A 12440-nucleotide genomic window follows, 5' to 3' on the forward strand; every position below is an offset into this window, starting at 1 on the left:
TAATTTTAGAGACAAAAGGAATTAAAAAAGCTGACTCCGCTTTGAATAGGGGGTCAGCTTTTATCTTATTAACTATTCTTTTATTATTTTTGATAAATAAGAGAAGTTTAAAAAAGTGGATTTATGCTAATCTAAATTTTCTCCATTAGTACTAATTACTTTTTTATACCATTCGAATGATTTCTTTTTACTTCTCTTTAAAGTACCAACACCATTGTTATCACGATCAACATGAATAAACCCATAACGTTTTTTCATTTCTCCAGTACCAGCACTAACAAGATCAATACATCCCCACATCGTATAACCGAATAAGTTGACTCCATCTTGTTCAACTGCATCTTTCATAGCTTGTATATGACTTCTTAAATACTCAATACGATAATCATCTATAATCTCACCATTTTCATTAGGAATGTCATTTGCTCCTATCCCATTTTCTGCGATGAACATTGGTTTCTTATAACGATCATTAAATATATTTAGAATTAGTCTTAATCCAAGTGGATCAAATTGAGATCCCCACTCACTTGCTTTTAAATATGGGTTCTTAACAGTTGCAAAGGCAGCTCCATCTTTTTGAATATTATCTTCTAATCTAGAACTCATGCAACTAGAATGATAATAAGAAAAAGCAATAAAATCTACTGTATTATTCTTAAGTATTTCAAAATCGTCAGAACCAGTTTCAAGATTGAAGCCTTCGTTCTTTAACATTGTTAATACATGGGTTGGATATTCTCCATTAGCTTGGACATCTGTAAAGAAGTAGCTTTCACGATTTTTATTAAATGCATACCAAATATCTTCTGGAGAACATCTTCTTGGATATATTAATGCAGAATTAATCATGCATCCAATTTGATTGTCTGGATCAATTTCATGCGCAAGATTAGTTGCTAGAGCACTAGCTAGTAATTGATGGTGCGCAGCTTGGTACTGAACATGCTTTTTATTTTCTCCATCCTTAAAGATTACACCTGCTCCTAAAAATGCTCCATGGAAGATCATATTAATTTCATTAAATGTAATCCAATGCTTTACTTTTCCTTTATAACGAGAAAATAGAACTCTACATAGTTTTTCGTAGAAACCTACTAATTCTCTGCTTCTCCATCCACCATATTCTTTTATTAAATTAAGAGGACAATCAAAGTGAGCAATTGTTACTAAAGGAGTAATATTGTACTTCTTACATTCATCGAACACACTATCATAAAATTTTAATCCTTCTTCATTAGGTTCAGCATCATTTCCATTAGGAAAAATTCTAGACCATGAAATTGACATACGGTAGACTTTAAATCCCATTTCTCCAAATAATGCTATATCTTCTTTATAATGATGATATAAGTCAATTGACTCCTTTGATGGATAAAAATGATTATCATCAAATTCTAAGTTAACCTTCTCTCCTCGTATAGTAGGATGTCTATCAGGTCCAATTGGAATTAAATCAACATTTGATAAACCTCTTCCATCTAAATTATAAGCACCTTCACATTGGTTAGCGGCAGTAGCTCCTCCCCATAAAAAATCTTTTCTGAATGCCATATAAGTTTCTCCCTTCATTACTGTCTTTTAATCTTAAATAATAAATCATTTTCCTTTACTGTCTTTTTAGTTGTTGGGGAAATATCATACCCTTCGTCCATATTTGTAACAACTATTGGAGTTTCTACTATATATCCTTCATTTTTGATTTTTTCTAGATCAAATTCTAAAAGCAATTGCCCCTTATTAATCTTATCACCTTGAGCAACTTTTAAGTCAAAGTATTTACCTTCTAAATTGACTGTATTTAATCCGACATGTATTAATAATTCTACACCTGTATCAGATACAAGCCCAATAGCATGTTTAGTAGGGAAGATTGAAACAACAGAACCATCAAATGGAGCTCTTACGACACCTTCAGATGGCAAAACAGTCATTCCATTTCCTAATAATCCATCAGCAAAAGCTTCATCTGAAGTCTTTTCTAAAGGAATTACATCACCTTTAACTGGTGAAATAATTGATTCTTCTATCTCGATGTTTTCAACAGTAGTTACAGTATTTGCTGTTTCTTCTTCTTTCCAAAACATCATTGTTAATGTAAAGCCAACAACCATTGCAACAATAGATGCGATTACTACGATAATAAATCCACTTGCATCACCATTCGTTGGATCAAGGAAGTTTACTAGACCGATTAGTCCTCCACCGCCCATTGCGAATCTTTTTACATTAAATAGTCCAATGATAGCACCAGCGACACCACCACCAATCATTGAAAAGATAAATGGTTTTTTCCTTGGTAATGTTATTCCGTAAATTGCAGGCTCTGTTATCCCAAACATTCCTGATATAATTGCAGGGATACATAAAGCTTTAAACTCTTTGTTTTTTGATTTTACATATAAAGCGATAACAACTGCAGTTTGTGCAAAAGTAGCTCCAAATGTACCGCAAAGAACTTGGTCAAATCCTAAGTTTCCGATATTCATTAGAACAATTGGTACTAGTCCCCAGTGAATGCCAAACATAACCATTACTTGCCAGAAAAAACCGATAAGCATTCCACAGACAATAGGACTAAATAAATATAATTGTGCAAACATCGTACTAACTATATTCGCTGCAAAGGTAACAATTGGGCCTATTACAATTAATCCCAATGGAACAGTAATCAATAATACTATAAAAGGAGTTAAAATTGATTGAACTATTGGAGAAATATATTTTTGTACTCTTTTCTGAACTACACTTGCGAACCATGTAACAAAAATTACTGGAATTACACTTGATGTATAAGTTATACCAATTAAAGGAATACCTAAAAATGTTGTGTAAACTTTTGATGTAAAAATAGTTCCTTCAAACAATGTCATCAAAGGTTGCGCGTCATTTAGCTTAGACAAAGCGCCGCCTTGTAGTGTTGGATAACATAGTACAGCACCTATTACCATACCAATAAATGGATTTAGTTTGAATTTATTGGCAGCTGTATACCCAATCATAATAGGCATGAAGAAAAACAATGCGTCTCCAAGTGCATTTAAAACAATAATTGTTCCTGATGTAGGTGGGAAAACTTTTAACATTAATAATAATGCAGTTACACCTTTAATAACTCCTGTTGCACACAATGGTCCTAATAGAGGTTGAAATACTCCTGAAATAATATCTACCAGCTTGTTAAATACACCTTTTACCTCTTCTTCAGAATCAGATACATTTCCAAGTTGAGGCATAATATCATCATAGACTTTTGAAACATGACTTCCTATTACAACTTGATATTGTCCACCACTCTTAACAACAGTAACAACTCCATTCATATTCTTTAATGCTTCCGTGTTTGCTTTGTTTTCATCTTTTAATTTAAAACGTAATCTTGTCATACAATGTGTAAGACTTATAATATTTTCTTTTCCACCAACATTTTCAATTATATTATTAGCTAATTTACTATAATTTTGTTTTGACATAACTCTCTTCCTTTCTAAATCAATAATAATAAACCATTAATTAAATTTAAAATTAAACGATTTCCATATAGCTCAATCCTTTCTATTATTTTTATAATAATAGTTTAAAGGGTGAACTAGGTTTAATGTAAAGAGCTTTTAATAATTTTAATATGAGAATTGATGGAATATTTAATATATCAAATAAAATCTTAGACTAACTCAATCCAAGCTTGATAATAAGAATAATCGCTATCATTCATCAAGAAGCGAGCAATTATTCTTCCCAACTTAATTTCTTTACTTTTTTCAGCTAAAACAGCTTGAATACTTTCTATATCAATTTTCCTATCAGCTACTTTTAATAAAAAGGGTATATATTTGCACTTAATTTCATTGATATCCCATAATACTTCTCCAATAAGATTAGCAGATTCTTTAGAAGAAATAATTCCAAAATGCTCTAGTTTATCATCTCCTATAGAAAAAACAGTTGCTAAGAGATGATGGTTGTTTGTATACTTTAATACATTATCTTTATAGTTCATATGAAGATGATAAACTTTATTAAAGTTTGGATATGTATGATGAAATACTCCGTTCATCATTTCTTTTAAAAGGTAAACATTACTTAACTCTTTTTCAACCCTATTTTCGCTTTCTTGTAATTCATTCTTTTTTACGATTATTTCATCAAACATTTCTTTTAATAGAATTTCTTTTTCTTCAAGTGAAAAAGTCTCTATATTTCTTAAAGATTTTATAGAATAATTAGTAAATCTATAATACAAAATATCACTAATTTTTAACAAATCTTTTTTTGTATATTCTCGATAAGCGTTAATATCATTTCTGTTGGGGTTAATGATACCTTTTTTTTCCCAAAATCTAAGTGTTGATTTAGGAATATTAAATAGTTCAGTAACTTCTTTTAATGTATATTTATCAGACATAAGACCACCTCATTTTTAACCTATTTATATTTTATATAATTATATTTTAACTTATAAAAATGAATCTTGTAAATCGATATCATATGGTATAAATTGTAAAATGAGGTTATTGGATTTATAATTTAGACAATATAATAATTTAAAACATAGCAAAGAATAACTATATTATGATTAAGATATATATTGAATAAAGAAATTATTTATAAAAGCTCCTATACGGAGAACCAATCATAAGTAAATGAGGTTTTATACATTGAATTATTACTAAAGTTTATTTACATTTGAATAGGAAGTAAAAGTTTCAGCATACAGATCACATTGAAAATGTGTAGCATGCTGATTTTTTTATTTCAATCTATTATCAAACATTAGTTGAATTTGAATACCAAAAGGGTCTTCAATAATCCCGTATGCTTTACTAAACACATTATTAGATAATGGAACGATGATTCTAACTCTGCTATCTGTAATTAAGCTATTATAAAAATGTTCAATTTCGTTTAAGTCAGCACTTTGAATACATAATGATGTGTTATTACCAACTTTATATTTTTCATTAGTATCCATTGTATCTTCTGCAATCATTACTCTAGTTTTTCCAATTGATAAAACAGAGTGAGAGATATAATTTTTATTTTCATCGGTAATCTGTATTGTATTATCTCTTTTTGCCATGTCCTGGTATGTTACTAGTAATAATTCCTCTGCATTGAAATGTTTTTTATAGAAATTTATAGCTTCTTGTGCTTTTCCATTCATTGAAAGAAAAATAGCAATTTCTAGTGTTGTACTCATAGTATCAATCTCCTTTTGTATAATATTTTTAGGCACATATTTTATAGTATTGATATATTGCTTTAGGTTTATTATAATACATAAAGGTAGCAAAATATGACACCTTTTAAAGGGGGATTGTATGAAAAAATCAGAAAGATTAAATGACATGATACGATACTTAAATGGCCGAGAGTTTTTTAATTTGGGTGATTTAATGGATAAATATAATATATCAAAAAGTACAGCTTTGCGTGATATTAGCTCATTAGAGCAATTGGGTATGCCTATTTTTTCGGAGTATGGTAGGCATGGAAGATATGGTATTTTAAAAAACAGGTTATTATCACCTATTATCTTTACACTTGATGAAGTGTATGCTTTATATTTTGCGATGTTGACGTTAGAGGCCTATCAATCTACGCCATTTCATTTAAGTGTTAATAAGCTAAATGAAAAATTCGAAAGTTGTCTGTCTAAAGAACAAATAAAACAAATTCATAAAATGAAAAAAGCATTGCAATTTGAAGCATATCAGCACAATAATGTTAGTCAGTTTTTAGATAAAATTCTACATAGTATTCTTAATGAAGTTAGTTGTAAAATTCAGTACTTTAAAAATAATAAACAAGTAAGTTATCATATTCAGTTTTTTAAAATTTCTGCTAAATTTGCACAGTGGTATGCTACTGGAATAGAGCTGAATACAAAAAAACATAAAGTTTTTAGATGTGATAGAATAACTTTGCTAGAATTTCATAATAATAAATCACAAATTTCCGTAGAAGAACTTATCCATAGTTCCTTAGAGCTTTATCAATCTGAAAAAAGTATTCAGTTTGAAGTAGAAATTTTAGAAGAAGCAAAGGATATTTTTTATAAAGAGCGTTATCCATCAATCAACATAGAAAGTGGAACTAAAACAATTATAAAGGGGTTCTATAATTTAGGCGAAGAAGAATTTATATCTAATTACTTTATTAGATATGGTAGTTCTATTACGTCAGTAAAACCTGAATCGCTAAAACACCTTATTCAAGAAAAAGCAGAGAATTTATTAAATTATTATCAAAAAATATAAATAAGCATGCAGATCACAATACTGAGAAGTATTCTAATATCTTTATATAAGAAAACTAGAAAGGTTGGAATAAAAATGATAAGACCGGTTGTAAAGGATATATTATTCCTAGGACAGAAATCAGAGCCTGCTACTAAAGCTGATGTAGCAGTTATTGATGATTTAGTGGATACGTTAAGGGGAAATTTAGAGTATTGTGTTGGTATGGCTGCTAATATGATAGGAGTTAAAAAACGTATCCTTGTATTTAGTGTAGGTGATATCATAGTTCCTATGGTTAATCCAGTTATATTAAAGAAAGAGAAAGGTTATGAGACAGAAGAAAGTTGTTTATCTTTAACTGGCTTCAGAAAAACAATGAGATATGAAGCAATTGAGGTAGAATATCTTGATAGAAACTTTAAGAAGCATAAACAAACATTTACTGGATTTACTGCACAGATTATTCAGCATGAAGTAGACCATTTCGAAGGTATAATAATTTAAGCGATAAAATTGCTTATGATGAGATTTTTAAATTTAAAAAGATATTTAAGAAAAAGGGGTTATTATGGCTAAAGTACGAAAAATGATTGGAAAAGCAGATTCACCATATATTGTTTCTCTTATGAGATTAATAGAAACACAAAGCAAAAATACAATTGTAAAATGGTGTAATGAATATGCAAGGGAGAATATTCTACCTATTTATGAAAAAGATTATCCTGAGGATTCTCGTTTAAAAAGTGCATTGAATGCAGTTAATGAATGGTTAGAAGGAAATATGAAATTAACAGAGGCAAAGAAAATTATTAAGGAAGTTCAAATAGCTGCTAGAGAAGTAGAGGAAAATCCAGCTGCACAAGCTGCAGCTAGAGCAATTGGAGCAACGACGGCAACAATTAATACTGTAACGAGTTCTTTAGGACTTGCATTTTATGGTGCTGCAGCAATAGCATACTCATCTATTGGTGTTAATGAGAAGAGTGAGGTTTATGATGAAATTGCAGCAAGAGAGTGCAAAAACATGGAGGAAGATTTACGTAAAATTTCTATAATAGATGAGCCTAATCCAGCAAAAATAAATTGGAATTGCTAAATATGAAAATTTATTTAAGAATACGCAGCATTGAATCTGCGTATTTTTTATATTTCTTGATTGTGCTACAGCTACATTGTCTACATTAAGTGTTCAAATAATATCTTAATTCCTATAACTATTAAAATAATTCCACCAATTATTTCAGCATAATTTTGCACATACTGTCCAAGCTTTTTGCCAAGAAAAACTGCCAAGAAGCTTAATACAAAAGTAGTTATTCCTATTATTGTTATAGAAGGAATAATACTAACACTTAGAAATGCAAAACTAACTCCAACTGCTAAAGCATCGATGCTAGTTGCAATAGCTAATATAGTTAGCTTCTTATAAGAGAATTCATCTCTTTCACATTCTAGAGGGACATCATTCTCTCCACCACGCATCTCCCTAATAGATTCTATTAACATTTTTCCACCTATAATTCCAAGTAGTATAAAAGCTATCCAATGATCAAAAGATTTAATATAGCTTTCAAAATATCTACCACACCACCAGCCTAATAAAGGCATAAAGGCTTGAAAGCCACCAAAGAATAAAGCAACTCTAAAAGAGTATTTAAATTCATCTTCTTTTAAGCAAATACCTTTAGCTAAAGAAACAGCGAAGGCATCCATAGATAAGCCTATTCCTGTCATAAAAATTGAAAAGAAACCCATAATATGTAACTCCTTTATTATAGAATTTATTTCAAAATACTAATTAATATTTAGGATTTTATTGACTTTTATAGATGATAAACAAATAAAAAAGACCTATACGTAGCAAAGCCACGCATAAGTCTCGTTATTCAATACTAAGCCAGAACCAAGTTCAATATGTTGACTTAGTAACTCATTCTAAAATAGAGCTAACTACTCCCCTATACATAAAAAAAGTATTTATTACATCTAAATATGATATCAAATTATAATGAATATATCAATAGTTAAAACGAAATATATAGATGATTAGTAACAAAAAACATTATAGTAAAAATCTAAGAGAATTTTGTTATAACACCTTTTATTATCATAAGATACAAAATAGAAAATATAATTTAAATAAGAATGTTTAAGAAGGAGTGTTAGTGTGAGTAGGATTAAGATATTTACTGGACACTTTGGTAGTGGTAAGACAGAAATTGCAATTAATTATTCTATTAAGAGGGCTAAAGAAGGTAAAAAGGTAGCATTAGTTGATATGGACATAATTAATCCTTATTTTTGTGTAAGAGATATTAAAGAAACTCTAGAAAATCATTATAAAATAAGGGTTATAAGCTCTAGAAAAGATTTAGTTAATGCAGAACTTACGGTGCTATCAGGAGAAATTTTATCTGTATTTAACGATAAATCTTATGAAGTTATATTTGATATTGGTGGAGATGATGTAGGGGCAAAGGTTCTGGGTGTGTATAGCAAGTACTTTGAAGATGAAGATTATTCAATGTATTATGTTTTAAATAACTCAAGGCTAGAAACCTTAAATTGTAGTATGGCAAGTAAATATCTAAAATCTATAGAATTATCTAGTAAGTTAAGAGTTACTGATATTATATCGAATACTCACATGATGAAGGAAACAGAATATAAACATATATTGAAAGGAGATATGGAATCTTTGAATTTATCTAAGTTTTTAAGCATTCCTTACAAATATACTGTGTGTACCAAAAACTTTGAGAGGGTAATAGAAGATAAAGTTAATGGAGAAGTGTTACCTATAGAATTATATATGGACATTCCTTGGGAATAATAAGGAGGAATCAAATGGCTAAGGTTATATTTAAAGAGGAAAGATGTAAAGGGTGTGAGCATTGCATAAATATATGTCCTAAAAAAATTATAAGTTTTAAAGAGAATTTTAATAGCAAGGGATATCACCCAGCTGGAATAAAGGAGAATCTTATGAGTGAATGTATAGCTTGTGCATCTTGTGGGAAAATTTGTCCTGATTGTGTAATAACGATTGAAAGGTAGGAGATAACTATGGGTGAAAAGTTTCTAATGAAAGGAAATGAAGCAATAGCAGAAGCTGCTATTAGGGCTGGATGCAAATGCTTTTTTGGATATCCTATAACTCCTCAAACTGAATTAATAGCATATATGGCAAAGAACATGCCAAAGGTTAATGGAGTTTTTTTACAAGCAGAAAGTGAAATTGCAGCTATTAACATGGTATATGGTTGTGGAGGGACAGGGGTTAGATGTATGACTTCATCATCTAGTCCTGGAATAAGTTTGATGACAGAAGGGATATCATATTTAGCAGCTGCACAAGTACCTTGTGTAATAGTTGATGTAGTTAGATGTGGTCCAGGTCTTGGTGGAATACAACCTGCTCAATCGGATTATTTATTTGTAAATAAAGGATTAGGACATGGAGATTTTAATATACCAGTTTATGCTCCAGCATCTATTCAAGAAATGATAGATTTAATTTGTGAGGCATTTGATGTAAGCGATTTATATAGAACACCTGTAATGATAATGGCTGATGGTATGCTAGGACAAATGATGGAAGGTGTTGAATTTAGGGATAATAAAAAAAGAATATTACCAGAAAAAAGTTGGGCTGCAAATGGTTTAGGAAAGAGAAGTAAACATAATATAATAAATTCATTGGAGTTAAATCCAGAGAAGCTTGAAGAACTTAATATGGAGCTTCAAGGAAAGTATAAAATAATAAAAGAAAATGAAGCTAAATATGAATTATATAACTGTGAAAATTCCTGTGATCTAATATTAGTTTCTTATGGGATAACGGCTAGAATATGTAAAAGTGTTATAAGTCTTGCAAAGAAAGATGGAGTGAACTTAGGATTAATAAGACCTATAACAACATGGCCATTTCCTAATGAATCATTCGCTAAAACATTAGGAAAAAGTAAAAATGGTTATTTGTCTGTAGAAATGAATTGTGGGCAGATGGTTGAAGATGTGAAGCTAGCTGTAAATGGAAAAGAAGAAGTTAGATTCTATGGTAGAACAGGTGGAATTGTGCCAACAGTAGATGAGATATATAAATATATAAAATCTATTATTGGAGGTATATAAGATGAGCATTATTTATAAACCAACAAAGGTACTTTTAGATGTTCCTACACATTATTGTCCAGGATGTACTCATGGAATAATTCATAAGTTAGTAGGAGAAGTAATAGAGGAATTAGAAATATTAGATAAGACTATAGGAGTTGCATCGGTTGGATGCTCTGTACTTGCATATAATTATTTTGCTTGTGATATGTTCCAAGCACCACATGGAAGAGCACCAGCAGTAGCTACAGGTATAAAAAGAGCTAATCCAGATAAAGTAGTTTTTACTTATCAAGGAGATGGGGATTTAATAGCAATAGGTACTGGGGAAGTTATTCATGCAGCAGCAAGAGCAGAGAATATAGTGACTATCTTTGTAAACAATTGTATATATGGCATGACAGGAGGACAAATGGCACCTACAACTTTAGAGGGGCAAGTTACTGAAACATCCCCATATGGAAGAGATATTAAAGTACAAGGATACCCAATAAGAGTATCAGAAATGATAGCAACATTAGATGGCACATGTTATGTTGAAAGAGTAAGTGTAGATAATATACCTAACCTAACCAAAGCTAAAAAAGCTATAAAAAAAGCCTTTAATAATTCAATTCAAGGATTAGGTTATTCTTTTATAGAGGTATTATCTACATGTCCAACGAATTGGGGCTTATCTCCAGTTGATTCTTTAAAGTGGCTTAGAGAAAATATGATTCCATATTATTCATTAGGTGTTAAAAAGGATTGTAAGAAGGAGGATAAGTAGAATGATTAAAAAAGAAATTATATTTGCAGGTTTTGGGGGACAAGGGATATTAACAATTGGAAAGCTGTTAGCTTATGCAGCTATGGATAAAGGATTAAGCGTTTCGTGGTTACCATCTTATGGACCTGAAATGAGAGGTGGAACAGCAAATTGCTCAGTTATTATTTCAAGTGAAGAAGTTGGGTCTCCTGTTATATCAGAAGCAGATGCAGTTGTAGCTATGAATAAGCCTTCTTTAGATAAGTTTGAAAAACTGTTAAAGAAAAATGGAACTTTAATAATAGATTCAGATATGATAAAGGATGAAGTTCTTTTTGACAGTGTAGAAGTATATAAAATTGATGCTGAAACAAAGGCAGAAAGGCTCGGAGATAAGAGAAATGCTAATATGATACTACTTGGATTTTTAATTAAGAAAATAAATATAATTTCAATAGAAGATATTCTAAACTCTATTAAGAAGTATGGAAAAAAAGAAAATTATGAATTAAATAAATTAGCAATAGAACTAGGAGCAAAAATAGCAGAAGAAAAAATTAAAAATATCTAGAAACTATAATAAAAAAACCTCTTTTGAAAATAATAAATATGATAATATTATAAAGAGGTGATTAATATGGATTTAATTTGTCTATGTAAAGGTGTAGAAAAAGATGTAATAGTTAAAGCTATTAAAGATGGTGCTGATACATTTGAAAAAGTTCAAGAAGCAACTGGAGCTGGAACAGGATTTTGTGGAGCAAGTAGATGTAGAGATAAAATAGAAGCTTTAATAGAAGAAAATAAATAAAAATATTACTAAAGAGCTTTGGAGTTAATCTAAAGCTTTTTAATTTCTTAAGATTTAATTAAATATGCTAAAGTTAGAATAATTTGTAACGAAAATGTCAATAAATCATTTTATAATAATAGTATAAGTATAATAAGGAGGTGATTTAATGATGAAAAAAATAGATACTAATAAGCACTGTAGCTTAAATAAATCCATAAGAAACTTATTTTATAAAAAGCAGGATATAAATAATTCAATTTATTATACTGAAGAAGAAAAGAAAGTTTTAACAAGTCAAATAGAAAAAGATATTTATGATACATGGAAAAAGATAAGATATACCTAAAATAAATAAAGAATAAAACATAATGTATCTAAAATATAATAAAATGATAGTAAATTTATGTAGGAGAATATATTTTAGTGATCAGTAATAGTAAAGTTCATATTAAAATTTTAACAATCGATTACAACTATAAGAACAAGGTTAATAAAATAAGAGGAAATATGGATAAAATTAAATATTATTTTTGAATAAGAA

15 protein-coding genes are annotated in these 12440 nt (G+C 29.5%); 10 read left to right on the forward strand and 5 right to left on the reverse strand.

The genetic code is table 11. The features are described 5' to 3' along the window. Window positions 1-126: 126 nt before the first annotated feature. The 4 genes from ACYUEX_RS04255 to ACYUEX_RS04270 form a co-directional block, all read right to left on the reverse strand. Window positions 127-1554, reverse strand: coding sequence for a 6-phospho-beta-glucosidase (locus tag ACYUEX_RS04255; RefSeq protein WP_460286694.1), 1428 nt, complete (start codon window positions 1552-1554; stop codon window positions 127-129). Between the two features lie 17 nt (window positions 1555-1571). Beyond that, the gene (locus ACYUEX_RS04260; protein ID WP_460286695.1) at window positions 1572-3473 is read right to left on the reverse strand and encodes a beta-glucoside-specific PTS transporter subunit IIABC; all 1902 of its coding nucleotides are present in this window, start codon (window positions 3471-3473) and stop codon (window positions 1572-1574) included. Window positions 3474-3664: 191 nt separating this feature from the next. Continuing rightward, complete coding sequence (locus tag ACYUEX_RS04265; protein WP_460286696.1) at window positions 3665-4405, reverse strand: MerR family transcriptional regulator; 741 nt, start codon at window positions 4403-4405, stop codon at window positions 3665-3667. Window positions 4406-4750: 345 nt separating this feature from the next. Further along, complete coding sequence (locus ACYUEX_RS04270) at window positions 4751-5200, reverse strand: VOC family protein (RefSeq protein ID WP_460286697.1); 450 nt, start codon at window positions 5198-5200, stop codon at window positions 4751-4753. 121 nt (window positions 5201-5321) lie between these two features. Here ACYUEX_RS04270 and ACYUEX_RS04275 point away from each other — a divergent pair, with 121 nt between their 5' ends. From ACYUEX_RS04275 to ACYUEX_RS04285, 3 genes are all read left to right on the forward strand, one after another. Beyond that, window positions 5322-6260: a helix-turn-helix transcriptional regulator gene (locus ACYUEX_RS04275; protein WP_460286698.1), complete on the forward strand. Its 939-nt coding sequence runs from the start codon at window positions 5322-5324 to the stop codon at window positions 6258-6260. A 75-nt stretch (window positions 6261-6335) separates the two neighbouring features. Continuing rightward, the gene (locus ACYUEX_RS04280; RefSeq protein ID WP_460287057.1) at window positions 6336-6746 is read left to right on the forward strand and encodes a peptide deformylase; all 411 of its coding nucleotides are present in this window, start codon (window positions 6336-6338) and stop codon (window positions 6744-6746) included. 64 nt (window positions 6747-6810) lie between these two features. Beyond that, a complete protein-coding gene (locus tag ACYUEX_RS04285) occupies window positions 6811-7338 on the forward strand; it encodes a putative immunity protein (protein ID WP_460286699.1) in 528 nt (175 codons plus the stop codon). A gap of 80 nt (window positions 7339-7418) precedes the next feature. Here the strand turns inward: ACYUEX_RS04285 and ACYUEX_RS04290 are convergent, their stop codons facing one another. Further along, the gene (locus ACYUEX_RS04290) at window positions 7419-7997 is read right to left on the reverse strand and encodes a manganese efflux pump MntP (protein WP_460286700.1); all 579 of its coding nucleotides are present in this window, start codon (window positions 7995-7997) and stop codon (window positions 7419-7421) included. Window positions 7998-8409: 412 nt separating this feature from the next. Between ACYUEX_RS04290 and ACYUEX_RS04295 the strand changes: the two genes are divergently transcribed. The 7 genes from ACYUEX_RS04295 (at window position 8410) to ACYUEX_RS04325 (ending at window position 12245) form a co-directional block, all read left to right on the forward strand. Beyond that, window positions 8410-9075 carry an ATP-binding protein gene (locus tag ACYUEX_RS04295; protein WP_460286701.1) on the forward strand — a complete coding sequence of 222 codons (666 nt, stop codon included), beginning with the start codon at window positions 8410-8412 and terminating at the stop codon, window positions 9073-9075. A gap of 14 nt (window positions 9076-9089) precedes the next feature. Beyond that, a complete protein-coding gene (locus ACYUEX_RS04300) occupies window positions 9090-9299 on the forward strand; it encodes a 4Fe-4S dicluster domain-containing protein (protein WP_460286702.1) in 210 nt (69 codons plus the stop codon). Window positions 9300-9308: 9 nt separating this feature from the next. After that, a complete protein-coding gene (gene vorB, locus ACYUEX_RS04305) occupies window positions 9309-10376 on the forward strand; it encodes a 3-methyl-2-oxobutanoate dehydrogenase subunit VorB (RefSeq protein WP_460286703.1) in 1068 nt (355 codons plus the stop codon). 1 nt (window position 10377) lies between these two features. Beyond that, window positions 10378-11127 carry a thiamine pyrophosphate-dependent enzyme gene (locus ACYUEX_RS04310; protein ID WP_460286704.1) on the forward strand — a complete coding sequence of 250 codons (750 nt, stop codon included), beginning with the start codon at window positions 10378-10380 and terminating at the stop codon, window positions 11125-11127. A 1-nt stretch (window position 11128) separates the two neighbouring features. Continuing rightward, the gene (locus ACYUEX_RS04315; RefSeq protein WP_460286705.1) at window positions 11129-11677 is read left to right on the forward strand and encodes a 2-oxoacid:acceptor oxidoreductase family protein; all 549 of its coding nucleotides are present in this window, start codon (window positions 11129-11131) and stop codon (window positions 11675-11677) included. A 66-nt stretch (window positions 11678-11743) separates the two neighbouring features. After that, entirely contained in the window at window positions 11744-11917 is a 174-nt protein-coding gene (locus ACYUEX_RS04320; protein WP_411168779.1) for a (2Fe-2S)-binding protein, read from the forward strand. A 148-nt stretch (window positions 11918-12065) separates the two neighbouring features. Then, on the forward strand, window positions 12066-12245 hold the full coding sequence (locus ACYUEX_RS04325) for a hypothetical protein (protein WP_411168778.1): 180 nt from the start codon (window positions 12066-12068) through the stop codon (window positions 12243-12245). Window positions 12246-12440: the final 195 nt, after the last annotated feature.

This window comes from Clostridium sp. CTA-7 (assembly GCF_054768095.1).

What these genes read in the sequence shown, in the direction of transcription:
- ACYUEX_RS04255 (WP_460286694.1), bottom strand. Translation starts at nt 1,554, where the DNA reads ATGGCATTCAGAAAAGATTTTTTATGGGGAGGAGCTACTGCCGCTAAC.
- ACYUEX_RS04260 (WP_460286695.1), bottom strand. Translation starts at nt 3,473, where the DNA reads ATGTCAAAACAAAATTATAGTAAATTAGCTAATAATATAATTGAAAAT.
- ACYUEX_RS04265 (WP_460286696.1), bottom strand. Translation starts at nt 4,405, where the DNA reads ATGTCTGATAAATATACATTAAAAGAAGTTACTGAACTATTTAATATT.
- ACYUEX_RS04270 (WP_460286697.1), bottom strand. Translation starts at nt 5,200, where the DNA reads ATGAGTACAACACTAGAAATTGCTATTTTTCTTTCAATGAATGGAAAA.
- ACYUEX_RS04275 (WP_460286698.1), top strand. Translation starts at nt 5,322, where the DNA reads ATGAAAAAATCAGAAAGATTAAATGACATGATACGATACTTAAATGGC.
- ACYUEX_RS04280 (WP_460287057.1), top strand. Translation starts at nt 6,336, where the DNA reads ATGATAAGACCGGTTGTAAAGGATATATTATTCCTAGGACAGAAATCA.
- ACYUEX_RS04285 (WP_460286699.1), top strand. Translation starts at nt 6,811, where the DNA reads ATGGCTAAAGTACGAAAAATGATTGGAAAAGCAGATTCACCATATATT.
- ACYUEX_RS04290 (WP_460286700.1), bottom strand. Translation starts at nt 7,997, where the DNA reads ATGGGTTTCTTTTCAATTTTTATGACAGGAATAGGCTTATCTATGGAT.
- ACYUEX_RS04300 (WP_460286702.1), top strand. Translation starts at nt 9,090, where the DNA reads ATGGCTAAGGTTATATTTAAAGAGGAAAGATGTAAAGGGTGTGAGCAT.
- vorB (WP_460286703.1), top strand. Translation starts at nt 9,309, where the DNA reads ATGGGTGAAAAGTTTCTAATGAAAGGAAATGAAGCAATAGCAGAAGCT.
- ACYUEX_RS04310 (WP_460286704.1), top strand. Translation starts at nt 10,378, where the DNA reads ATGAGCATTATTTATAAACCAACAAAGGTACTTTTAGATGTTCCTACA.
- ACYUEX_RS04315 (WP_460286705.1), top strand. Translation starts at nt 11,129, where the DNA reads ATGATTAAAAAAGAAATTATATTTGCAGGTTTTGGGGGACAAGGGATA.
- ACYUEX_RS04320 (WP_411168779.1), top strand. Translation starts at nt 11,744, where the DNA reads ATGGATTTAATTTGTCTATGTAAAGGTGTAGAAAAAGATGTAATAGTT.
- ACYUEX_RS04325 (WP_411168778.1), top strand. Translation starts at nt 12,066, where the DNA reads ATGATGAAAAAAATAGATACTAATAAGCACTGTAGCTTAAATAAATCC.